Origin of the sequence: Sporosarcina sp. E16_3 (genome assembly GCF_017347125.1) — a bacterium.
Taxonomy (GTDB): domain Bacteria; phylum Bacillota; class Bacilli; order Bacillales_A; family Planococcaceae; genus Sporosarcina.
Window position 1 is genome coordinate 1 of record NZ_JADPRX010000021.1, and the last position, 23688, is coordinate 23688.

Genomic DNA, 23688 nt, shown 5'->3' on the forward strand with positions numbered 1-23688 from the left:
ACGAATTTTGAAAACTATTTGGAAGAATCGAGGGTCAGTGACTTGCCAGAGAGCAGTCCGCCAAAGCCATTCGAATTAGACTTTAGCAAAGGGGAGGCGTGAAGGATGGACCGTCATGAGCAGATTGAAAAAAGTGTGTTAGGAACGATGTTGGCGTAGAATCAGTTAATCTCTGATTACGGCCACGCGATTTCACCATTTGTGACATCATTTTAACCATTGAACACCAAGAGATTTACCACGCAATGCCAGCTGGGGAGAGAACGTTTTTTTACAGCATGACCACAAAGGGGCATGTGCTGGTTAACAACTTGACACAGAGCCTCCATGGGCATGAGTCCCAAGCTAGGATAACCAGCAATACGCGCTGGCTTGCCCCGCCAAGGCTATCATGACCGCCTGCGCAGGCACCTGAAATTAACGCTTACATTTAAATTGTCTGACTAGTGTCTGAATTGTGCGGTGCACAGGCATGGATTTTTAGACCTATTTTTTTATCCAATCCTCACGATTAAAACCCGAAACCAATCGTCTATCAGTTCCAATTGTACAAGTGTGATATGTTATGATGAATAATGTATGTTAACTAATAAAACTTTTTAGTTAACACTTATAATTAATTGAATCTGTAAACTGGGGGGAGAAGTATGTATAAGCTGCGAGGTCATCATCTTTTTTGCCTTCTGGGCTATCGGGGAATGGGCTATTCCAAAGAATACGTGGAAAATATGACACGTTTGCATCAAACATTGAGAGATTACCCCAAGACGTTAATTCAGATTGTAAAGGGACCTGATCAATTGTGTGAAAAATACCCCAACTCAGGTAAATACCACTGTCAAGACGACAATATTTATAAAAGAGATGCCCTTATTTTAGAGAAAATGGGGATTAAAATCGGACAAATTCTGAGTTGGAAGGACATTGAGTTGTGTATCCGAAAGTTTGTCGTCCCTTCCGATATTCAAATTGTGTGTGAAACTTGTTCCTGGCGTTCATATGGAGTTTGTGAGGAAGGTATTCAAGAGACTCATGAAGGGAAGGGCTTAAGGAAACTTAAATAAACCCACCCCCATAGTGATTCCTGCCTGTGCACCACATATCTTAAAAACAACTCTGAATTGCTTTTGAATGGCACCGTGTACAGGCAGCTCCCACTAATTTGATTGGGGGCTTACTTTCATTCGTCATCTAAATTGTCTGATTAGTGACTGAATCGTGCGGTGCACAGGCACCCTTTTTTCACTTCTCACACCACTGAATCAGGGATTCTCCACTTTGTCGATAGTCACTTATTTGATCTATCCAATACAATTCTTTCTCTTTTCTTTTCAAAAAAACCCCTCCCAGATATTTAAATCTGGAAAGAGTATCTCATGGAAAACCTTCTATTAGAATGTGTTGACTATTGGACGCTTACGCATATACAAAAAGCGCAAAATAGGTGGTCGCTATTTAAATAGTCTGACTGGTGTTCGAATTGTGCAGTGCACAGGCATCGTTTTTCTTTTTGTCTAATAAGCTTTTTAATCTTTAAATCTACATAAATAAAAGATCAGTAACCAAATGATCGATACTGATTTTCACATTAAAACGTATGTGATTTGTCGTAAATTAAGCCACCAACAATGTAATTTTTTATAATCTCAACTACCTTTTCTAAATCTTTAACATTGGTATGTTTACGTTTAGCAGGCATTTGTGGAATATGATGATGGTGGTATGGATCTGGCTCATACATTGGTGGCCCTGAATGATCTTCATTTCCAAATCCAGTTAAGTGCCTATCTTGCTTACTTCGTTTCTTTAATCTTTGGGAGAGTTCCCAACCATAATGATATGACTCGATGTTTCCATCTTCATCTACTTTCTCTGAAATATTTAAAATAGTTTCTCTGTATTCTGGATGGTCTATTAACGGAAGTGTAGCTACGACTTTACTGATACCTTTGGCTTTGACTTTTACCATTTCGGAATTTTCTGTGTCAAATAAATCCGGATTTTCTTCGAATAAACGCTGAATCTCGTCAATTCTACGCTGTTGATAAACTCTCACTTACCGGTCTTTCCCCCGAATCCTTTCAAGATCCTTTAATAAATCTCGCCAATCTTTATAATCATCCGGTTCTTCTAAGTCGTAAATATTCACTTCTCCACTAACGATATCCGCAAATACCTTTTTGAACAATCCGCCATACTGCTTTTCGTATTCTTTTATTTGTTCTTCAATTTCTGTAATAAGGTCTACTTCACATTGATTTCGTAATTTGAATTTTTCTTGTAAGGCTTGAATACGTAACACCCAAACGCCATCTTTCCAATAAAGTGCATTATGCTTTGGATAGCACTTATGGCCTAACTCTTTCACCTTTTCCATACCATTCTCAACATATCTCATAATTGTAGCGCGGGATACTTTCAATTCACTGCGTATAGCACTGCTTGAAACTAGGTAATTGCTACGATAATGAAATATGAGTCGACCTTTCTCAGTAATCTCAAAAAATAACTTCTCCAGATAATATTTTGCAATTGCAAAATCCTTAACTGTTTCATCGCCTGAAATAGCTAAATTTATTTGTTCAATAATCTCTTTTCCTTCAACATTTTCTTCAACAAAAACTGTATCTTCACTTGGAGAAATACCAATTACAAAGCGTGTGAACTTCATCTGAATCGTATAAGCATAAACAGAAAACTTCCCTACATTATCGAGGTCTTCATAATTTTTTAACATATCCGCAATCATCACTCCAACTGAATGCTTTGTACCATTGGCTTCTAGAACAACCATTGATTATCCCTCCTTTCCTCTAGAATACCAAAGTTGAAACAAAAAAGCACTTTTGTTTCATTATATGCAAAAAAATCAAAAATAATACTTACCTTTAAATAAAAAAAGAACGTCATTCAAGACAGGCATTGCTTTTCTGGTTTGGAAGCGAAGAAAACCTTCAGCCAAGTTCGGCCAGAGGACTCCTTTCATTCGCTATTCAAATTGCCTGATTAGTGTCTGAATTGTGCGGTGCACAGGCATCGCTTTTTCAACGCTCGTCCCACCACGCCCATGAAGTAACGACTGGACAATCGCCATCAAATCCACTCGGTCCGTTTTCGTGTAATTTAACACGGTTTCTCTTTCCCTAGCAGTCGTCGCCGCATTCAATATCCGGACGATATATCCCTCATCCATACAAAATCTCACTATGTCTTCATAATAGTGCGCCGTCGTTTCAATTCCGACAATCACTTGCGAAAGTGAGTAAGCCTCACACGTCGCATCAATGTGTTTCTTCATCAGTTGATAGTCTGTCATTGATCCGTCAAACTCAAATGGCTCCTGTAAAATATCGCCGTAGATAGTGCATACCATCGCTGCATCAATCGCTACAATACAATATTCCTTTGCCTTCTCTTCGCGCATTAAGCGGTTCCAATGACTTCCGTTCTTCCCCTGAATATGATTAAATGATGGTGTAACCATTGTTTTCAGCTCCTCCTCTTTGATGGGGTGGTATATAGGAAGTTCTGTGATTGGTACTTTTCCTATACCCTGAAAACAATGGTTTTTTCATTTTCCAACTATCTATTTAACATAATAGGTACCTAAAATTTAGAGGGTGGGGAGTATTTGGCGCTTACGTAGTAAATTAGTTTGGAAGTAAAAAAACTCCAGCCAAGTTTGGCCAGAGGACTCCTTCATTCGTTATTTATGTTATCTGATTAGCGTCTGAATTGTGCGGTACACAGGCATCGTTTTTAAAAGTTTAATTCTCTGGCTTTAGTCAAATTTAAATGTATCCTCAATTATATCTAATTCCTCTATCATACCTCGCACAAATTCCAAATCCGCTTGGTTTTCTGAATTAAGTAATTCTGCATTCGGTTCACTGGCAATTGCCAAGGAGTAGGTTTTATTTCCGTCATTGGTAATATATCTTCCATTGCTGTTTTCCCAATAACTATCATCAAATATTTCATCGTGAATTAGTATACTAAATACGTATTGTTCAATTTTTTTAGATGGGTTTACATAAACAAAATCGATTGTCGCTTCAGCATCAAGAGCCCATCTTCCATAACTGATCTCTAACCAATTAGTCCAACTGCTTGGATAATCCAATGAAAATCCATACTCTTCGTTTACATATGTAGCCTTCTCGAAATTTACGATATTCGGTATATCTTCCTTATCGTCACTTTGCATACCATTTTGAGATAAAAAGTGACTTGAAATTAATTCTTGAGAGATATGTTCTTCATCTTCTATAATAAACACCGTTTTAATTAGCCCTACTTGGGGGGCATAGTATTTCACAATTTTAGAAACACCATTACCTACTTTAACTATGTTTACTACTTCTATACAATTCTCAAAAACAGACGCTGGGACTTTAACCGTTAAGCCTGTTTTCGTCAAATAACTAGTTGAATCATCTCCATCTCCCGTCTTCCATTCATCTTTATTCGCTATCACCACCTCATTTACCTCTTGATTCTTAAATGCATTTATTACATAAACAAGCCTTATCTCTTTTTCACTAATTTGATATTGATTAACTTTCTCATTCGCTATACCACCTGTCGAGTGGATATAGAACATTTCATTTCTTTCCGAATCAAACTCCGACATCACCTCATCATTTGAAATGAGGTTTTCCCCAGTAGTCCCATAATGAAGATACGACCTTTGCAATCCAACCGGTGGAAAATAAAGCGATACATCTAACTCTTTAACATCTTCAGTTTTTCGCTTATCATTAGAATCATAAAAAGTCACTTCTGGAATTATTGAAGTGCTATCTCCTTTGGTAAAAGAATGCACAGCTGTCTCTATAATCATAGATAGTAGAGCATAACCGATGAAAAATACAACTGTTAACCAAAATCCTTTCCAACTACCTCCACCACGTTTTTGTACTTTTTCAAGAAGTTGACCTTCCGAATATTGCTTTTCTAACTTATTAATTTCCCTTAGTGCAAATTTTTTATACTCGGAATTCCCGCCTATTCCTAGTGCAGCTGCTATGCCGATACCTATATAATAGTTTATTCGTGTACCATCAATTCCAAGTATGGCGATTACACCATCAACTACAATAAAAAATAGTAAAATTGATAATACGAACTTGTACATTTTCCGGTACCCGAGCCAAAAAAAAGTAGCAAAGAAAGCAGCCCAGTTCCATGATCTTTGTTCACTTTTTTCCCATTTCCCAAAGTAATAGGACTGTTTTTTATCTCCCACAAAAACTTTTAACAAATTCGTCTTTTCTGTCTCACTGGATGCTTCCACATTTCCATCCAAAAGGCTAGTTCCACAAGCTCCACAAAATCGATCTTTTTCGAAAATGGTACCCCCACACTGAGTGCAATTCATGCACAATCCTCCCCTACCTGTAAATCACTTTCTTCAACTTGCTTGGTATTTAATCTTACAATCTGTTGAAGTCCTGCATTTATCAACGTAAATATAAAAATCCACGCAATGATTATTAGCAGTAGATATAAAAAATTAAAATGGTGTAAAAAATAGAGCGGCATATCCCAAATTGAATGCAAAATAACAGGCACTGAAAATAATTTAATGAATTTTGAATTTAAAAGATGGCTTTGGTTAAATCGGTTTCCGTCTAATACGTACACGAGCGCGGCTCCTGCTATGGCAGTCCAAACAACATGCGTTCCAACAGACATCCATGCACGTTTAAAAATAGTTGAAATCATAGCTTGGTCTCCATAAATCAAGCCTAAATTGAAAGCATAACCTGCCGATTCAAAAGCAGCGAATCCTGCACCGATTGTTGCTCCTATTAACAAACCGTTTAAAATAAATTTGGGATTCAACTTTCGAATAAAATAAATAACAACCGCTAACTTTCCAATTTCCTCTACTACACCTACAGCAATTGCCCCAGAATAATTTAAGTCGTAGACCGGGAATATCGAGTATAAAAATAGCGTTAAAACTAAAGAGGCAGTACCTCCCACAAAGAACATCTGTGCGGTTTCGTAAATGCTAATATTTCTCGGGGCATTCATTTCCCAAAAGAAAATTAGCAGTGAAAAAGGAGCAACAAAAGAGCCTACCATAATTAGCCCCGGAAGTGCATTCATGTTTTCAAATAGATACGTGCATATGTACAGTAAACTATACGAAAAAGCCAAAACGATAAATACCCTTGAAAACAGCCAAGGCATAGGCCAAGTCGTAGAGATTTCATTTTCTGAAGGCGTTGTTATCTTCGTACCAGATATAAAGAGGTTTTCTCCTTCTTCCTTCGCATGTTTTTTTAATACAGCTGAAAAAACAGCTCGCAAATTCACATCAATAGTCCCTTGTTCTCCAACCATCGCGTTTATTTTTTCAGTCGCTTGTAAAAATGTTTCTTTTACTTGAATCGGGACGCTTTTAGTAGCATGCTCCACCTTGGCTGAATACTCGCCGCTCTTATTTTCAATAAGATCATTTTTTTCTGATTGTCTATCAAGTCTTGTGCCACAAGAGGAGCAAAACATTCCTTCTATTCGGGCTTTTTCACCGCAGTTAAAACAAAACAAATAAACACTTCCCTACTAATGTCATTTTCCCCAAAAGTCTACGGGTCTATAGGTCTATCATAACATTGATTTTGAAAATAAATATGTCGTTCGCTAGAGTAGAATGAGCCAAGTTTTTAGGACTTCTCTCATTTGCTTTTAATACTGTCTGAATAGTGTCCGAATTAAGCGGTGCACAGGCATCGTTTTCGAAGGCCCCTGCAAGGTAATCTCTTATGTCAATCCACCCTATATATTCCGTGTTCAATACTATCCAACTTACTTGTCCACCTTAATCCAGACACTTCGGGCAATAGTGCACGATAAGAACCCCAGTTCAAAATATGTACATCTTTCAAATCCATTTCAGGAATATTCGATAGGTTTTTGGAATTATAGGCCGGCTTATGAACGTAAATCAACAACTTTTCTGCCATATCAATTTCCTTCGACCAGTTACTTTCTTCGGGTGTACATTCGCCAGCTAATCGTCCTGCATAAATCATAATAGTACTTGAGTCGTTCGTATCCCACCAATTCTCTTGTGAGATTCTTTTACCTAGCGTTTGAAAATCAGCTTTACCGATATATAGCAACACATTACTTCCATACACAGGATGCTTTCCGTAAATCTGATATATTCCATAATCTATTTCCTCATCCATCAGATCAGTGATATTTGTTAATAAATAGGGGCCTGTCCAATCAATATGAATGAGTTTCACATTATGATATTCCATTACTTGCTCCTTATACTCAAATTCCCATTAAATAACGCAAAGGGTCATTAATTCCATACTTATTAAACCATTATATCATATATTTTACTGAGTCTTGCGGAAGAAATGAGCCAGTAAGTGCGGGAAAGAGGGCCACTGGAAGTAATGCACAAAATAAACAGCCCACGAAAAATCGGTACCTCTGTAAGAAACAAAAACGAACAACTCACTCGATTGTATAAGCATGCAAAAAAGATTAGATATCGCAGTAAATACCTAATCCACGGCTTATAAGAATATAATTGTAGTGTATTTCCAGAATAGGTACCTAAAATTTACTCATAGAAATTTGGATTTTCCATACACCATCTGCCTAACAATGAGTTTAAAACCCACTACATTGTCGTATGATTTGTCCGAACATATCCACAACGACTGCAACGATCAGAGTAGTAACTCATCCGATGGTACCCTGACAGCTTACACTTCAATTTTCCAAACCACTTTTTCACTTGAATCCCCCCTTATATAATTAACCTGTATGTTAGTTATATCCAATTTCTAAACAATAAATTTGATAGTTCACCTGCAAATATTTCAGATATAATTAACTAGTTACGTATATCTATCAACCTATATCGATATAAAAACAACCATTGTTGTGAGGGCAGTCTCACCCAATCGGACATAGCCTTAAATGACGTTCGTGTTCCTTAGACTAGAGGTTTGACGCTCGTTTCCTCCAGATTCCATGTCACCAAGGAGCCCCTCACGTTAAGCTAACTGCTACTTCTGCCTTCACAGCTCGAAACATGCACCCAGAATCTGGTTCCCCAACCAATTGCTCTAATGCAACCCACATTTCATCTTCAATTTCCATTTCCAACTACCTTTACACTTCCGGTTTCATCCTCAGATGATAAGAACTGCTGTAGCGCCTGTTTATTTTTCTCAAGATCAATACTAAGAACGGCCCCTACCGCCACACGTTCATCTTTATAGGAATCCGCAATAGGGATCCTTAACGTCTGCATGTCCGATTTTCCAGGGAGTAAACCTTTTCCAACTTTAAGTAGGGTCTGCTTGTTAATATTAGTATCAATATACGGCTCCGTAAGTCCAAGTAACTTCGGCACATTTAGTAGTGTATGAATACTGATAGCTTGGTCCTTCACTTTTGATAGCACTTCTTGCTGCCTTTCCACACGTCCAAAATCATTTTTATCATCGTTCCGAAAACGAACATAGCCTAATAACTGGTCCCCATTTAAAACTTGTTTGCCTGGCTCAATTTTTCCGGATCCATAAGGGATTGGAAAGGGTACCTCGACCTCTATCCCGTCAGGGGCAATCACATCCATAATTTTTGAAAAACCAGTAAAGTTGACTGTTGCGTAGTATTGCACGTCGATATCAAAGTTTTGCTTAATCGTCTTCCTCACAAGTTCTGGACCACCAAAAGCGAATGCAGCATTTATTTTTTGTTTTCCATGTTCCGGAATATCCACGTACGTATCTCTCATGATGGAAACTAATTTTATATCATTGGTCGTTTGGTTGTAATGCGCAATCATTAACGTATCCGATCTTCCACTTTCATCCTTGCGGGCATCACTTCCCATTAACAGTACATTCATCACACCAGCTTGCGGCTTCGCAGCTTCAAACTTCTCGAACTTCTCAAAAGTTGGAGGATCGACAATTAGATCCAAACTTTCACTCGCGAGAGATAACCCGCTCTTGTATTGAAGCTGCCAATACAGAGTCCCCGCTCCGATAATACATGCCATGACTAAGAATAAGATGCCTAGCTTTTTTCTTCTGCCACTTTTCATAAATAAATTCACCTACCCACCCCTTAGTATTTTTCTTGGTTACCACTTCGACTTTTAGGTTTTAAAAATCCTTATTAGAAAATTCATTAAGGACACACGAATCACTAAACTAGGTAAACAATAGGCTACTCATTTATCCTGCAAATCGGTTCGGCACTTCAAAGTTGTTAAAATCATATGGTAGTTTGCATTTGGACAGCTAGTAGGTTGCCAAACATCCCTTCCTTTTCTTGCGCTAGCTGGTTATACTCACCCGCCTGAATGATTTCTCCCGCGTCCATTACTAATACCTGATCCGCGTTACGAATGGTAGATAAGCGGTGCGCAATGACGATGATGGTCATCGTTCCTTTTAAACGCTCAATGGCGCCTTGAATCTTCACTTCGTTCTCTACGTCTAATGCACTTGTTGCTTCGTCTAAAACTAGGATGGATGGTTTCCGTAAAATGGCTCGGGCCAATACAAGACGCTGCCTCTCTCCACCTGATAGTCGAATTCCCCTATCACCTATGCGTGTATCCAGACCTTGTGGAAGCTTTCTTACAAATTCAGCAGCTGCCGCAAACTCTAACGCTTCCCAAATGGTTTCATGACTTGCAGTAGGATCAATGATTAGTAAATTTTCTCGAATGGTTGCGTTAAACAGAAATGGATCCTGTGGAATATAACTAATCGATTTTCGCAATGACACTAAGTTATCAGTGGTAAGAGGTTCATGGTCAATGGTAACCAATCCCTGATCCGCTTGATTTAACCCCATCAATAGGTCGATTAACGTACTTTTCCCAGCCCCTGATGGTCCTACTATCGCTGTCATGCGATTAGCTGGTATGTGCACGTCTATTTTTTTCAGCGCATACGTATCCTCATTTTGACCATACTTAAAATGAACATTCAGACAATCCAATCCGTGATAAATCTCCATTGGCTTATCATTTATATAGTCTTGATTATGTAACTCTCTTGCTTCCAAACTTTCTTTTTGTAAATTCAATAGGATTTTAAGAGATGGAATCGTGGCACCTAGTTGCTCTAAATTTGATTGAATGCCTGCTATCCTTGGCCACAACCTTGCAAAAATCACCATTATCAACATAAGTTGTGCTGGCTGAGCTGTCAGCATTTTTATGGCAATAAACACAAATGTTGCAAGTAGAATAGTCGAAACCATTTTATAAATCATTTGTGAGGTTGCACTTAAAGTCGTTAAGTTAATCCTATTTTGCTCTATCCTTTTAGTTAGGGAGAAAAACCAATTCAAATGAGATTCCTCTAATGAATTACTTTTAATATCCTTGATGCCATTAAAGTGATCCGTGATACCCGCCAAGTATGTTTCTGTTAACTGAACTGTTTCCTTCCCAAAAGATCGAGACCTTCTAATGAATTTTTTTGAAAAAAGAATAAGGAGTAACCCGCAAAGTAAAATAAAGCTCGTCAATTTAACGGATAAATAAAACGCTATCGCGATTTGTATGATTGTAATAATAAGAGAAGATATAAACTGTAAAAACAAATAAATACCTGCACTCACATTAGACATTTCATTTGTCATGATGTTAATAATATCGGATTTCCTTTTTTTGAGAAAAAATCCCCAATTAGCTTGAAGCAAACTTCTATACGTTTCTTCCTTTAATTGTCGAATGAAACCTTGTTGGATTTTCGCCCCCAAGATGGTTTGGTTCCGTTTAAAGATACTTTGCCCCACCATTAATAGGACGTAAACACCCAAAATGATTACGAGACTAATTGTTTCTGGAATACCTAAAAATAAGTCAGTCATCCAACTAAAAAAAGAAATTCCTTCTGTACTGACATCCAAAATACCTGTTAAACCAATCAGTGGGATTAATAAAAAAATCCCTACACTTTCTAATAAGCCAATTAACATCATGCAAATAAGATTGATATAAAGAATTTTTCCTGAGTAATCATGTATTTTTTTTGTGAAATGCAAGAGATACTTCAAAATCGGATCCTCCAATCGTATGCCTTGCCCCCATGTTTTACCTACATGTTGTACGGACAACAAAACCTGTTTCTTCGAGGCAAGAAAATAAGAGGATGAGGAATGGTTTACAGCTCCTAAACCCCATTATGTATCGCTGTCTTTTTAAAAATGATCGAATCACCATGAACTGAAAACACAAGTAACAAAAAAAGCTTAATGTTCTTAGCAACACTAAAAACAGAATCCCTGTTAGTGGACCAGCCTGTTTCCGCTGACTTCTTTAGCAAATTTCGCAACAACCGTAAACCTGTCCATCACTTCAGCACCCGATACATAATAAGGCCCACTACGTAACCATGCGTGTGCAATAAGTCCACCTTTTTCATCTTTAGCAGTACCTAGGTAAAGGGTGCTTTCAATATTTCGCTTCTCTAGCATTTTCATGCCAGCGAATGCCTTTACAAGACATTGGCTTTCCCAAAACGTATAGCGACTCATCAGATGAATCGCTTTCGATATCTGCGCAATCTCCCCTTTGTTCGATGGTACAGAAGAAAAAGATGTCTCTTTCATTTGTTCTCCGAGGGAAGGAGCCACTTTAGAAAACGGAATGCTCTTCAGATAACGTCCTCTACCTAAATGGAAGTAAACCTCAATAAGGAGCCATTTAGTTTTCATATTTAATCGTAAAAACGCACGAACTTTCTTTACCATATTCATTGTTTCCTCCCTAAAGAAAGTCATGAATCTACTAGTCTTGTATTATCAATCCTTCATCGAGCAATTGAGTCAAAAATTCAGCAACTTGTTCTTCGCACTCATTTTGCTCAACTTCATAGCTCGCCTGTAAGGTTACAACCACCGTTTCAATGGAAATAGGTTCTTTCATAAGTTCCCAAATCTCCCCTCCTAATTGCCCTAGATTATAATATTTTCCACTTTGAACGCTTAACATTACTTTTTCTCCGTCCATATCACTGACAATGTTTCCAGGTTGTTGACTAAATAGAGAATTCTCTAAACCTTTTTGATTAGTAACCATATACCTTCTCCTCCACCTCTAGTTTAGTTAATATAAGTTCGGCCAATTCATTAGCCGTAAAACGTGAATTCGGTCGACGAATTTGATGGAATTGGATTTGATTCATCATCTTAGAAGAGGTCTCAAAATGCCACTCCATTAAACCAGAACCTTGCATAAAGAAATTGCGATAGGTATGGGTATATAATTTGTAAAAACGCTCCATCTTTTCAATAGGTTGAATGGCAATCTCCTGATGATCCCCTTTGACTAATTCGAATATCCCTGCAAGCGGTAGTGATTCCGTAGCAAACTGTGATTCAACAGGAATGGCGAATTTTGTATCCCTAACAAAGAGCGGTTGATAATCAGTCGATTCCATACCGAAATGATGTAAGCTTTCCAACCATAATTTTTGTTGGGGATATGCCGGTGTTACAATTGGCACATTTGCATGATTCAAGGTTACCGATATCACATCATCACTTAACAGTTGATAGCCTTTTTTTAAAAATGCAGAAGCAAGGGTAGATTTCCCTGCACCCGAATCACCTACGATGGCGTAAGCCTTTCCATCTATAGCGATTGCACTTCCATGTAAAGGAAGGATTTTTCGTTGCAATAATATTGCTCCCATACAGGTCCCAAGGATAAATAGACGAATTTCATCTTCATCGGCCCCGTTCATTGGGGAGACGACGATTTTACGCCCGTGTTGAATCAAAAAGATCACTTTTTCAGGAAAATGAAACAAAATCCAGTCTTTTTTAATGACAAAGTATTTTTCAGAACCCGAATGTTGGGCCCATTCTAGGGAGAGATCAGCATGTTCAATCACCACATCAGTTCCATTCCCCACTTCACTAAGTTGGGGTAATTCCGGTAGAGGAACTTCACTTGAAATCGTTAAGCCAAACGCTTTATAAACCGTTTTTTTTTTACTGAGCATATATTATCCCTTCCTTTCCCCGCTATTTCTACAAAGTACCCCTTTGTAGAATCAAAAACGAAGACAAGTACTTTTTACGAATGAAGGTAAAATAAAAAATATCATTCACTAAATTAGGTAAAGCCCCTATTATCTATAGGATAATTAGGGGCACAGACCTAACTACCCACAGGATTCCATATGTATGAAATCCAAACAAATATGGATTGAAGGTGACCATGAAACAAACATTCTTTTTCGCTTAATTAAGAAAAAACATCCCCACGGACTTGTTCCCCTGCTTTTATATCAGTATCCCAGGTATTGCCTGTAAACCCAGCCATTGTTTCATGCACATCAAGCACTTCTAATTCTGGCGTTTTCCATTCCTTTTTCATATATATCACCTCCTTTCAATCAAACCTTTTTAAGAAACGATAAACAATTAGTGCCTGCATTAAAAATGTATAGTCAGGATTGGTGTAATCTTCCACCACTGGTTGCTGTTCAAGCTTGGTTAAGGCTCCTTGTAAGGCTTGACCATCTATATATTCTAGGATTCTTTGATCGGTACGAAGCTGCTGTACTTCCTCCCTAAATGCATCCCAATGGGGAATCATTCTATGCACCCAATCAGCTCCTTGGACACCTCGAATACGCTGATTTAATCGTACCTGATCAGGTAAATAATTTTTGGTTGCTCTTCGAATTAGTGAACGATCTACGCCATGTTGTACGTATTGACTTTCGGGTAGCGCTAAACAGAATTTGACGATACGTAGGTCATTGGTTGGGTCTCGTTTCCATAAGGCGTACTGTAAAGAAAGTTTTGAAGCAAGGATTCCACTACCATTCAACTGAAAGACATCTTCAAAGTATTTTTTTCTCTCTGTAAAAATATCCGCTTTAGCATACCAACCTGTATGATCAATTCCATATTTTTCAAAGGTAGAATACACACCTGTCTTTTTGGCGAAAATAGGATTAATGAGAGCTGGAACTTCATCGGGTGGGTCCCCCGGGAAGAGTCGATCAATAAGAGGGAATCCCTTTCTCGAAATAATCTTCAAGTAACGTAATCTAGAGCCGCCCATATTATTACGAAAGGCAAGTAATTCCTGATGGAGTTTAATCCATTTAAACCTTTTTAAAAGTACCGAGTAATAATCTAAAGCAGGTCCCCAAGAAACTGTAAAATTCCCACGATCACCATTCAGTAATACACCAACATTTGCTTCCTGTGCTTTTTCAAACATCCCTTTCAACCAGAATGAATTTGGGAAGAACTTGTAAGGCTTTTCTAGAATGTCAAGAAATGGATCGATTTCGGAATATGGGTCTTTCCCTTTAAAATCACAGTAATGATCGGTAATTCCCCCAACATAATCGACTGTGGATTTAATATGGGGACTTTCATTTGCCATTAAATAGTTGGGTGTAAAGTCCTTAAAATCACCAGGTGGAATATAACTAAATGTATGTAACCGCTTGTTTTCCTTTTGGAGCTCTTTTGCGGCAAAGCCGACAACGGCTCCTGAATCTAAACCACCACTTAACTGCGATCCAACCTCTTTATGTGTCCTTAATCTAGTGGTCACAGCCTCTTGAAAGACATGTTGAAAAGCTTCAACATATTCCTCATTTGACTTCAATTTGAGTGTCTTGCCTTTCGTTACATACGAATGGCGATTGAGTGTAACCTTATTTTTCTCTACCAAAATGCTATGAGATGGGGGTACTTGTCCAATATGTAGATAGGGCGTTATTGAGGAATCAACCCCATCACCCGGTCCAGTTATCGCTAAATATTCCGCCAGCCACTGTTCATTTAGTTTTTTTTCTATAAACGGTAGTGTCATTAGCGGCTCTATTATCGTACAAAAAGCAAACTTGTCATGACTTTTTTGATAATACAGTGTTCGACTCCCCGAGAAATCTCTAGCCCCGAACAGCCTTTGTTGTTTCTGATCCCAAATCATAAAGGCGAAATCACCCACTAAAAACTTCGGTGCCTCTTCATTCCATTTATAGTAAGCACGTAAAATGAGTTCACTGTCCGTAATGTGCTTTTGGAGCGACGATTCAATTTGTAATCGCTCAAATAAATCTTTTCGATTATCTATAATCGCATCTGCAGTAATGGCACACTGCCTTTCATAATCGTAAAACGGCAGCTGTTCCCCCACAGATTCAGGGGTAATCCATTGTGCATGACATCCGAGGAAAATAGAATCTAAGTGCCATGTTTGAACCGCATCGGCGGGGTACTTCTGTAAAGCCTTCATCAAGTCACGGCCATGTTGGATATTTATTGGTTCGCCATTTAAATGATAAATACCGGCTATAGCACTCATACTTCTCTCCCCCCTTTCTCTTTTAGGCATTTATGGGTATTTATTGTGTAGATAAGCGTACAAACAAAACACGTTTATTCATTTCCCCTTGTTGGACAAACATATTGATCAGTCTCAAACACGCCTTTAGTGTTGTTTTTCGAAACATCAGTATTAAAAAAAATATCGCCAATTGGTAAGTTAAAGTAGTCCGATATTTTTTTCATCGTCTTAGCACTCGGGGAGTACGCCCCATTCTCAATTCTTGATAGGGCTGTTCGACCAATACCGATCTGTGTTGCCATTTCCTCTTGAGTAGCATTTATAGTTTGCCGATATTTTTTAATGTTGTTAGCCAACAATTTGAGTATCCCTCCACCTAAAGTCCCTTTGTTTCGTAATACAACACATCATACCCCTTTTTGTTTTTTACGTCAACACAAAATTAGAAACTTTACATAACTCATTTTTTTCACTATGAAAACGTTCGACTTTCACAGGGTTGTACTAGTGCATACGACTTAATCTGACAAAATTCATCGTTTTCTGTAAGTTTAATCTACTACTTTTCATGTTTTTGGGTTATTATGTACGTAGGTGTATTTCTGATTGGTTAATAATTCCGATGCTTCACTGCTGCCTCCTCCCCAAAAATGGAGCTATCTTTTACCATCAACTACCAGGGCACAGTTGATACTGATAACCATGCTAATTTTGGGTCTATGTATGTTGTAGGGCATCATCATTTAAAGACGAGAATGGATGTGAGTTTGTGTGAATAAATTCGGAACTCGAATTCGTAAATTACGTGAGGAAAAAAAACTAACATTGCGAAGTTTAGCTGAGCAATCGAACTTAAGCTATTCCTTTATTGCCTCTTTGGAAAAAGGGAGATATAATCCTTCAAGGGAATCCATTTTTTCTCTTGCAAACCCATTGGACGCGGATGTGAATGAGTTGCTAATGCTTGCTGGGTTTCTCCCGAAGCAACACGAAACGGTTGAACAGCAGGTGGAGAATTACTCTGGCAACCATTTAAAATGCAACGAACAATTTGTACTGGAGAACATTATGGACATGTCGGTAACCTTTCAAGGTGTTGAACTAAAAAAAGCCGATAAAATAGCGCTCATCGCTTTTCTGGTAACTGTTTCTGGATTAAAAGAATCCGAATAAGCTTTATAGTTTATGGCTCATATAAGAACACCTTTTTTGTAAATGATGTGTAATCCATCAATTACTAGAAAAGGCGTTTTTTTGTTGAGTAGAATACGTCCTTCACACCCCTTTTATCTGTAGAATTCTAATGCCCTCACACATCCTCTATTTTAATCACTATTGCTATCAACCTTAGTTATTAAGCCAATTCAATGAAACCGATTAGACGAAAAAAGCATACCGTACTTATCTAACCAAGAAAACAGAACATTCCACCAACCCAAACTTTACTCCTTTCACTCATAGGTATAAAGTCTATACATAAAAAACCCTGAATGGCTAGTAACAATAGGCATTAAGGTTAGTTGAAAAAAATTCCAAATTGTAGTTTAATTATGATAATAGATTATTATACCTATTCCAATATTTTAAAAGCTCACTACTAAAGAGCGAGTATCGAGTTATCTTTACGAACCTCGAAAGTTCTTCCCAGTCTAGGATGAAGAAAGAGCTTTATCGAGGATTGCGTTTTCCTTAGTCCTTGAGTTCCCATTCAATCGTTATAGATAAATAGTAGGCACCGCTGACCGCAAAATCGATAAAAGTAGGTGATGACAATCAAAGCTTATATGGTGAACGACTATTATATTTTTACTGATTACAATGAGTTATCTTCCCATATTCACGATGTTATTCATTTTACAAGGCCAACGTTTCAAGATAATAGACGTTCCTTCTCAATTATTACTGGAAAGATACACCAGGACGAGATGGTGTTCGTAAACGATAACGGTGATATTATTCCCTTAGCGTTTGAGCAAGAAGACGATCTTTACTATTCAGCATTAAGACAATTGATCTAACGGTCCTTATTTTATATTAAACTTGCGGTTGATGATTCTCGAATCTATCACCGTTTTTTTCAATTCACTTTTTAGTTCAGTTTGCCTCCTCGACAATCGTCGGCGATTCACATATCCCTCACCGCCTTCCTACATAACTTACAAAACCATAAAAAGTAAACGAACGTCAGCGTAGTGATTACCTTTACGCATACTAGCGATAGCTGAATTGATTCGATTATGCGAATGCAATGATTGGTCACAAAAAAAGTGTAAGAGCCATTTCTATTTGACGGTTATACATGCGTACAGGTTCAAACAAAAGAAGCTAGAATACTCCTTGGAAAGTTATCTCTCTATCTAGTAACAATAGGAATAAAGTTCGGTTGAAATAAAAACCAAATTATAGTTTAATTGTAGTAACGGACTATTATAACTATTCAATTGTTAACAACTTTAACCTGGAAGGGAGACATCCTCATTCACCTATATACGTTTCACACGTTCTTCCCAGCCTAGGATATGAGGAAGGAACTTTATCGAACATAGCGTTTACCTTAACCATAGCGCTGCAATTGCCATTCACTCGTTTAAGCTGAATAGATATCGTATGCCCCACTGACCGCTAAATCGATAAAAGTAGGTGATGACAATCAAAGCTTATATGGTGAACAACTATTATATTTTCACTAATTACATTGAGTTAGCTTCCCATATTCACGATGTCGTTCATTTTACAATGCCAGAGTTTCAAGATAATAGTCGTTCCTTCTCGATTATTACTGGTAAAATACATCGAGATAAGATGGTGTTTGTAAACGATAATGGCGAAATTATACCCTTAGCCTATGAGAATGATGAAGATCTTTACTATTCAGCATTACGACAATTGGTCTAACAGTCACAATTCCAATTATAACTAAATCCGACTTGCGGTAGATGATTCCCGAATCTTATCACCGCTTTTTTTGATTCACTTTATAGTTTAGTTTGCCACCTCGATAATAGACTGCAGCGTAAATATCCCCTTTTACCATCTACGATAATTGCAAAACCATAATAAGCTCCAAACATTAGCCCGGCACTTTGTTGTGCGCAAGATAGCGCTAGCGAATTAAATAGGCAGAAGTATAGAAGCGAAGTCGCGCCGAATTTCTTCAACTACCCCAGCTTGAATATAGTGGTAAAATTCACCTTCTCCTTTCAACTTGTATAGCCTTTTAGATTCTCCGACTTTTAATACAACAGACATTCAAACTCATGAAACCCAATAAAAACAAAATGAGCGACTATTTTATTCTTTAGGAATAAAATGGTCGCTTAAGTTTCCCCCAAATTTGACACTATTCATCACTTTTCTCCTACCTGCTTACCAACATTCATTTAAAAGAGGAATGGCTTTTTGTAGTTAATCCTCCACACTCATTAGTATAACTTTGATAGTTTCCTTGTCTTTCTAAACGCCAATAGAAAGGGGCGTAACGGAAAATATAGAAATCGAAAGGATTTTGCAATTTTAGGGGTTGGTTTCAAACATAGATATCCGGAAATTATATCAGTACTAACAGTGGCATCCCATGATCTACTAGCTATATCTTCTACTATGTAAGTCAACACTTTATTTCGCAGCCATATTAAGGTTCTTATATAGGTCGTTGGAATTCATTTTTTTGAGTGTCTTTTGAAAGATAGAGAAGCATTCGGCGTTCCGCATTGCTAAAAATGTCTAGCAATGTGTGAAGCCTTTGCTGTTGTTTCAATAAAGTATGTTTGGAAACGTTTACAGTGATTGTCGTCCCTTGATCGAATTTCACTAATGACCTACCACCCGATAATTGTTCAACTTGAAAAGGATGATTAAAAATCCAAACGCAATCATCCTTTTTATAAGAGGATGTTGGAAAAGCACCTAGATTATAGGGTGCAATAACAATCGGTGTTTTATTGGAGTAGTTTAATGTCTTACTCGCGGATACTCTACGGCCCTCAAGTGTAGAAGCATATCGCATACAGGCTTTATCAAGTAATTCAATTGGGGTCAGTGTTGATAGTTTGATACCCTCGGTAGTATATATTCTCGATTGATGTATTCCGTCATAGAAATGTTCGACTACTAGTGCATGGTCTATCCAATACGAATCACAGATTTTCATTATCTAACCTCCCTTTCTTATGTAATTATTTTATCACTAACACATTAATGTGAATAGTCATATTTAACTAAATTTATTTGTTTTTTCACTACCTAACCATAAGTTCATGAATAGTAAAACATCACGATAGTTTCCTGAACAGCATTATAGGTACTTGAAATTATCGCGGTAGATTGTGCGCACCATCGCTGTAATTAGACCCCTATACAAGTTCATAACCGTATTAAATTAAATAGAATGGATAACACAACTATCCATAGACCAAAAGTCATGTTTCAACCTTCAATTCATCACGTATGGCACGCCAAACGTCACAAACGCTCATTGGATTCCCTCTTTCGAATGTACTACGATGTAGTCACCCGGGAATACAACGTATCGTGCACGGTCTGGAAGGCCGCTCAAATGATGAATTTCGAAGACGTTTTGGAACAGTATGAACCAATGATATCCGCATCTATCCGCAAATTGAATATTTACCGTGACCATGAAAATTTCAGACAGGCTGCCAGGGTCGCTTTATGGCAAGCATGGAACCGTTTTGACGACGCCAAAGGGAATTTTACGCCATTTGCCTATCGAAGCATTCGAGGTGCCATGTTGGATGAATTGAAAAAATAAAACCGATTTGAGGAGCATGTAACGCAGATGGAAGACTAGTTCTTGGAGAATGCAATTGAAGCCGAATTCGATGTCCATTATGGAGCGTCAAATGGACTTGCCGAAGCGCTGGATATATTGTCCCCTGCTTGAGAGGGATCTCGTCAAGTGGCTGTTCATCGAAGGGTTCACACTTACCGAATGTGCTGAAAGAGTCGGCATTACGGTTGCTGGAATAAAGAAGAGGAGGGAGCGGATGCTGGTGAAATTGAGAAGTGAATTAACCTAGAAAAGCGGAAGGCGCTGCTTAGCTCCGACAGGCATAAGACGGTTTATGAAGAGGGCGTCCTTCAGCCCTCGCAGTAAAACGACTTATGACCCGAGAAGTTAGCGCCTGGAGTTAGACAATAAGAAAAGCGGTTGTCCTATAGGTCGCTAATTTCCTGACTTATGGGACGACCCCCTTACAAAAAACGCTGGTTTTGCCTTTCACGGAAGCGTCAAATTTTACGCTTACTGATAGATCCACAACTAAAAGCATCCCCCCATTACGCATAGGTGGATGCCTTTTAGGAATTACTGCTTATTTTATTTTCAGGCATCATTTATTTTCTGCTTTTTGAATTCTCTTTACTGTTAGTGTAAGTTTACTAGACTTTCTCCAGACTACAAAAAAAGGACGTAACGGAAAATACAAAAAGTAAAGAGGTTTAGGCAAACGCAATGTCTGTACATCCGCAGATTGCGGATAAAAGTGTAGCAAAACATAAATAACTTTCTGGATATTGGTTTTTACTGAGTAATTATAATAAAATAGGGTGAACCACCTTTTGAATTTTGGCTTACTTAATAATGGATGAAGCTTATCGTGATTAATTAAAGGTTCTTTGGACGATTGATTAATCGATACATAACCCATTTCTACAAGATAATATGTTGCCAATTCAGCTAGTTTTCTTGAACGTTTTTCTACTGTAAATGGTACGAACACTTCAGGAATTTGGGTTTTTAATAACTGGGATGCTAATAGGAGTGCTTGTCCTACTAAATGACGTTGATGTTTTATTAATAATGGAAATTTTCCATTCCTTATGATTTGGTCAATATCAGCCAACCACCGAAGACGAAACCACCCATGCTTAGCACCATGACCAACAAGAAATAAAAACAAGTCCTCTTCTCCGAAGAAATAGACGGGGTAGCTTGTGAGTGTACTAAGCCTTTTTCGCTCCCACAACTCATCAAAGCTAGGCTCCTTCGCCGGGGGAGTATAGAGTCTCCAATGGATTTCAATTTGAATTCTCTTTTGTGAATGGTAATAACATACATGGTGACTTCTCCACTTGTCCATTTTAAATGGTGAACGCGTTTCCTCTCTTTCATATCCACAACTCAATAATAGTGCTTCAGTTTTGTTAACATCCAATTTGGGTACTAAAATATCTAAATCTTTGGAGGTTCTGAGTGAAATATCACCGAAAATCGCGTCTGCAATTACTGGACCTTTCAGAAAAAGGGAGCGAATACCATTTTCATTAAATAATTGACTTATCCGTTCCATTTCTCCACTTAAGTTAAGCATTTGAAACGTATTTTCTTTGTACTCTTGGCTTAAGGTATGAAGTACATGTGAAGGAATTAACTTCTCATCCATTTTACTCAGATTCGAATAAATTAATGGATAGATCCGATGATGCCTAGCCAGTTTTAGGAATAACTCCCAATCAATTTCCGCGAAAAGTTCTTTATTGAGGCATCCTTGATATCCGGGATTTTCTGTCTGCATAATTTGAAGTAACAGTTTTAATTCCTTTGGCATAAACGACAAATCAAGATCATTATTGTTATCCATTACCCGTTTCCCCCTTTTCCATTGTTTTTCACAATGAGGTACATCTTCGCACAGTTTCTATCTACTGTTATCTTTCAACTAGTAACCTATTACCATTCGTTTATTTGGATTCAATTTCAAACATTGCTATGAATCTAGTCACAATACACCGCAACCTTTTCCTATTCATCCTAATTCGACACATAAATGTAATTACCTTCATTTATTTTCAACTTTGCAAAATAAAATAGTGATTTGTAAAGTTATGTAGGTTAAACCGGAAGCTCACAATCAAACAACGCACATTCACCTGTAGCACCTCCTGGTACGATAAACTTATTAATTGAAGGAGGTGCTTTCTGATGCCACTATAAAATCTAATGATCGTCCCCGTTACACTGCACCCAAAGAGTCAAAATTATTTATCCCTTGACTCTTCAAATACCTTCGGTCTTTCCATAATTGAAATTCGTCGGAAATCCGCGGGATTAATTGTGTGGGTGCAACAAGAGAAAAACCAACAATTCATCCAATTGTATAAAAAAAACAATATAGATTAGATAATCAGGTACGCTGACACTAAAATCCTTAACGATGTAAATTTTCACTTCTTGACATCACCTCATTTTCAACCGCTGGTAAAAAACATAGCAGAAGTGGTTCATTCTTATGGTCGTAATCATTACTATTGTGAAGAAAAAATCAATTCATCATGTTGTATCCTTTTTCAAATGGATAGTCTATATAGAGGGCGAAAGCATCGTTCGTCTAGGTAAAAGACGTCATGCTGTCGTCAAAAAACTCTCGCTAGTAGGCAGAAATGTGTTTGTCGGGGCTAGACGGCGCCCTACGCTTTTGTTCCCGTCTAGGCGCTTGCGCATTTGGACATCATTCACCAAAGGAGGATTCGTGATGGATTTGTAATGAATTTTTTTATAAAAGAGTCGCCGCTTCAAGTGATTTCGTCGCTTGCGATGCTAGTAGGATTAAACGCGGCCATTTTACTTCAGCAACTGCATTTTAAATCGCTCATCTCGACGAATGTGCGGAATGGGTATAAGTCGGTTTACAAAACGTATGAAGAGCGGAAAAACGAAGAGTTCCCATTTTGGTCTGTCGATACGATTAAAAGAGCGATTCGTAGACTGGAAGATAGCGGCTATATCATTTCGACCTCTTCGTATTATCGGATGAAAATGGACAAGACGAAATGGAACCGCATTAATTATACAAAGTTGCAAAGTCAGGCGGTGCAACATGCGCCATCGACGACGGCAAAATCAACCCACGAGGAAGTGCGAATTGCCCCCTCTACAGAGGGCAAAACACCCCTAGCAATAACCAAAGAAAATAAGAGTATTAAAGAAGAACTTGTCGAGGACGACGTTGTGTCTGTCATTGATTATTTGAATGACAAAGCTGGCAAGCAATTTAAAGCGTCTTCGAAGGATACTGCACGATTGGTGAAAGGGCGTTTCAGTGAAGGGTACACATTGGCAGAAGTATTTACGCCCTTCCATGGGAACTATTTGGAAGAATCGGGGGCCAGTGACTTGCCAGAAAGCAGTCCACCAAAGCCACTCGAATTAGACTTTAGCGAAGGGGAGGCGTAACGGATGCCGTGTCATGAACAGATTAAAAAATTAGTGCACTATTCCGGCAGTAACTGATAAAGCCTCAAAATATTTATTTACACCCTATTTTCGACCCGTAATGAAAATTTGACCACCATTTCCTGCTTAAAGTGGGGTCAAACCGTCTTAAGTGGAGACT

At 38.1% G+C, this 23688-nt stretch carries 21 protein-coding genes; 5 read left to right on the forward strand and 16 right to left on the reverse strand.

Annotation, left to right across the window (positions count from 1 at the left end; all coding sequences use genetic code 11):
- The first annotated feature begins 647 nt into the window (after positions 1–647).
- Complete coding sequence (locus I2483_RS12690; RefSeq protein WP_207277512.1) at positions 648–1064, forward strand: DUF1284 domain-containing protein; 417 nt, start codon at positions 648–650, stop codon at positions 1062–1064.
- Positions 1065–1588: 524 nt separating this feature from the next.
- On the opposite strand, the gene I2483_RS12695 is transcribed toward I2483_RS12690, so the two are convergent.
- The 14 genes from I2483_RS12695 to I2483_RS12760 form a co-directional block, all read right to left on the reverse strand.
- Positions 1589–2056: a toxin-antitoxin system TumE family protein gene (locus I2483_RS12695; RefSeq protein ID WP_207277513.1), complete on the reverse strand. Its 468-nt coding sequence runs from the start codon at positions 2054–2056 to the stop codon at positions 1589–1591.
- Entirely contained in the window at positions 2057–2794 is a 738-nt protein-coding gene (locus I2483_RS12700; RefSeq protein ID WP_207277514.1) for a hypothetical protein, read from the reverse strand.
- A 195-nt stretch (positions 2795–2989) separates the two neighbouring features.
- On the reverse strand, positions 2990–3484 hold the full coding sequence (locus I2483_RS12705) for an IS110 family transposase (RefSeq protein WP_255550427.1): 495 nt from the start codon (positions 3482–3484) through the stop codon (positions 2990–2992).
- A 297-nt stretch (positions 3485–3781) separates the two neighbouring features.
- Positions 3782–5380 carry a DUF2628 domain-containing protein gene (locus I2483_RS12710; RefSeq protein ID WP_207277515.1) on the reverse strand — a complete coding sequence of 533 codons (1599 nt, stop codon included), beginning with the start codon at positions 5378–5380 and terminating at the stop codon, positions 3782–3784.
- On the reverse strand, positions 5377–6561 hold the full coding sequence (locus I2483_RS12715; RefSeq protein ID WP_255550428.1) for a PrsW family intramembrane metalloprotease: 1185 nt from the start codon (positions 6559–6561) through the stop codon (positions 5377–5379). The genes I2483_RS12710 and I2483_RS12715 overlap by 4 nt, the downstream gene beginning before the upstream one ends.
- Positions 6562–6779: 218 nt before the next feature.
- A complete protein-coding gene (locus tag I2483_RS12720) occupies positions 6780–7280 on the reverse strand; it encodes a glycoside hydrolase family 18 protein (protein ID WP_207277516.1) in 501 nt (166 codons plus the stop codon).
- Between the two features lie 848 nt (positions 7281–8128).
- Positions 8129–9094: an LCP family protein gene (locus tag I2483_RS12725; RefSeq protein ID WP_207277567.1), complete on the reverse strand. Its 966-nt coding sequence runs from the start codon at positions 9092–9094 to the stop codon at positions 8129–8131.
- A 173-nt stretch (positions 9095–9267) separates the two neighbouring features.
- The gene (locus I2483_RS12730) at positions 9268–11067 is read right to left on the reverse strand and encodes an ABC transporter ATP-binding protein (protein WP_207277517.1); all 1800 of its coding nucleotides are present in this window, start codon (positions 11065–11067) and stop codon (positions 9268–9270) included.
- Between the two features lie 231 nt (positions 11068–11298).
- Positions 11299–11769: a lasso peptide biosynthesis B2 protein gene (locus I2483_RS12735; RefSeq protein WP_207277518.1), complete on the reverse strand. Its 471-nt coding sequence runs from the start codon at positions 11767–11769 to the stop codon at positions 11299–11301.
- Positions 11770–11800: 31 nt separating this feature from the next.
- Complete coding sequence (locus I2483_RS12740) at positions 11801–12091, reverse strand: lasso peptide biosynthesis PqqD family chaperone (RefSeq protein WP_207277519.1); 291 nt, start codon at positions 12089–12091, stop codon at positions 11801–11803.
- Positions 12081–13019, reverse strand: a complete 939-nt coding sequence (locus I2483_RS12745; protein ID WP_207277520.1) for an HPr kinase/phosphorylase — start codon at positions 13017–13019, stop codon at positions 12081–12083. The genes I2483_RS12740 and I2483_RS12745 overlap by 11 nt, the downstream gene beginning before the upstream one ends.
- Positions 13020–13264: 245 nt before the next feature.
- The gene (locus I2483_RS12750) at positions 13265–13396 is read right to left on the reverse strand and encodes a paeninodin family lasso peptide (protein ID WP_207277521.1); all 132 of its coding nucleotides are present in this window, start codon (positions 13394–13396) and stop codon (positions 13265–13267) included.
- 15 nt (positions 13397–13411) lie between these two features.
- Complete coding sequence (locus I2483_RS12755) at positions 13412–15352, reverse strand: asparagine synthase-related protein (RefSeq protein WP_207277522.1); 1941 nt, start codon at positions 15350–15352, stop codon at positions 13412–13414.
- Positions 15353–15426: 74 nt separating this feature from the next.
- Positions 15427–15693, reverse strand: coding sequence for a helix-turn-helix transcriptional regulator (locus I2483_RS12760; RefSeq protein WP_207277523.1), 267 nt, complete (start codon positions 15691–15693; stop codon positions 15427–15429).
- A gap of 412 nt (positions 15694–16105) precedes the next feature.
- Between I2483_RS12760 and I2483_RS12765 the strand changes: the two genes are divergently transcribed.
- Positions 16106–16507, forward strand: a complete 402-nt coding sequence (locus tag I2483_RS12765) for a helix-turn-helix domain-containing protein (RefSeq protein WP_207277524.1) — start codon at positions 16106–16108, stop codon at positions 16505–16507.
- 593 nt (positions 16508–17100) lie between these two features.
- Positions 17101–17352 (forward strand): hypothetical protein, encoded by a 252-nt coding sequence (locus I2483_RS12770; protein WP_186673037.1) that lies wholly within the window; start codon positions 17101–17103, stop codon positions 17350–17352.
- A 1622-nt stretch (positions 17353–18974) separates the two neighbouring features.
- Here I2483_RS12770 and I2483_RS12775 read toward each other — a convergent pair.
- Complete coding sequence (locus I2483_RS12775; RefSeq protein ID WP_207277525.1) at positions 18975–19484, reverse strand: competence protein ComK; 510 nt, start codon at positions 19482–19484, stop codon at positions 18975–18977.
- 405 nt (positions 19485–19889) lie between these two features.
- Here I2483_RS12775 and I2483_RS12780 point away from each other — a divergent pair, with 405 nt between their 5' ends.
- Positions 19890–20105: a sigma factor gene (locus I2483_RS12780; protein WP_207277526.1), complete on the forward strand. Its 216-nt coding sequence runs from the start codon at positions 19890–19892 to the stop codon at positions 20103–20105.
- Positions 20106–20685: 580 nt separating this feature from the next.
- Here I2483_RS12780 and I2483_RS12785 read toward each other — a convergent pair.
- Positions 20686–21936, reverse strand: coding sequence for a nucleotidyltransferase domain-containing protein (locus I2483_RS12785; RefSeq protein ID WP_207277527.1), 1251 nt, complete (start codon positions 21934–21936; stop codon positions 20686–20688).
- A 902-nt stretch (positions 21937–22838) separates the two neighbouring features.
- Between I2483_RS12785 and I2483_RS12790 the strand changes: the two genes are divergently transcribed.
- The gene (locus tag I2483_RS12790; RefSeq protein WP_207277528.1) at positions 22839–23528 is read left to right on the forward strand and encodes a conserved phage C-terminal domain-containing protein; all 690 of its coding nucleotides are present in this window, start codon (positions 22839–22841) and stop codon (positions 23526–23528) included.
- The last annotated feature ends 160 nt before the right edge of the window (positions 23529–23688 follow it).

Coding starts and splice junctions, on each gene's coding strand:
- I2483_RS12720 (WP_207277516.1), bottom strand. CDS start 7,280: ATGGAATATCATAATGTGAAACTCATTCATATTGATTGGACAGGCCCC.
- I2483_RS12785 (WP_207277527.1), bottom strand. CDS start 21,936: ATGGATAACAATAATGATCTTGATTTGTCGTTTATGCCAAAGGAATTA.
- I2483_RS12740 (WP_207277519.1), bottom strand. CDS start 12,091: ATGGTTACTAATCAAAAAGGTTTAGAGAATTCTCTATTTAGTCAACAA.
- I2483_RS12790 (WP_207277528.1), top strand. CDS start 22,839: ATGAATTTTTTTATAAAAGAGTCGCCGCTTCAAGTGATTTCGTCGCTT.
- I2483_RS12705 (WP_255550427.1), bottom strand. CDS start 3,484: ATGGTTACACCATCATTTAATCATATTCAGGGGAAGAACGGAAGTCAT.
- I2483_RS12710 (WP_207277515.1), bottom strand. CDS start 5,380: ATGAATTGCACTCAGTGTGGGGGTACCATTTTCGAAAAAGATCGATTT.
- I2483_RS12750 (WP_207277521.1), bottom strand. CDS start 13,396: ATGAAAAAGGAATGGAAAACGCCAGAATTAGAAGTGCTTGATGTGCAT.
- I2483_RS12735 (WP_207277518.1), bottom strand. CDS start 11,769: ATGAATATGGTAAAGAAAGTTCGTGCGTTTTTACGATTAAATATGAAA.
- I2483_RS12770 (WP_186673037.1), top strand. CDS start 17,101: ATGACAATCAAAGCTTATATGGTGAACGACTATTATATTTTTACTGAT.
- I2483_RS12700 (WP_207277514.1), bottom strand. CDS start 2,794: ATGGTTGTTCTAGAAGCCAATGGTACAAAGCATTCAGTTGGAGTGATG.
- I2483_RS12725 (WP_207277567.1), bottom strand. CDS start 9,094: ATGAAAAGTGGCAGAAGAAAAAAGCTAGGCATCTTATTCTTAGTCATG.
- I2483_RS12745 (WP_207277520.1), bottom strand. CDS start 13,019: ATGCTCAGTAAAAAAAAAACGGTTTATAAAGCGTTTGGCTTAACGATT.
- I2483_RS12775 (WP_207277525.1), bottom strand. CDS start 19,484: ATGAAAATCTGTGATTCGTATTGGATAGACCATGCACTAGTAGTCGAA.
- I2483_RS12755 (WP_207277522.1), bottom strand. CDS start 15,352: ATGAGTGCTATAGCCGGTATTTATCATTTAAATGGCGAACCAATAAAT.
- I2483_RS12780 (WP_207277526.1), top strand. CDS start 19,890: ATGATGAATTTCGAAGACGTTTTGGAACAGTATGAACCAATGATATCC.
- I2483_RS12690 (WP_207277512.1), top strand. CDS start 648: ATGTATAAGCTGCGAGGTCATCATCTTTTTTGCCTTCTGGGCTATCGG.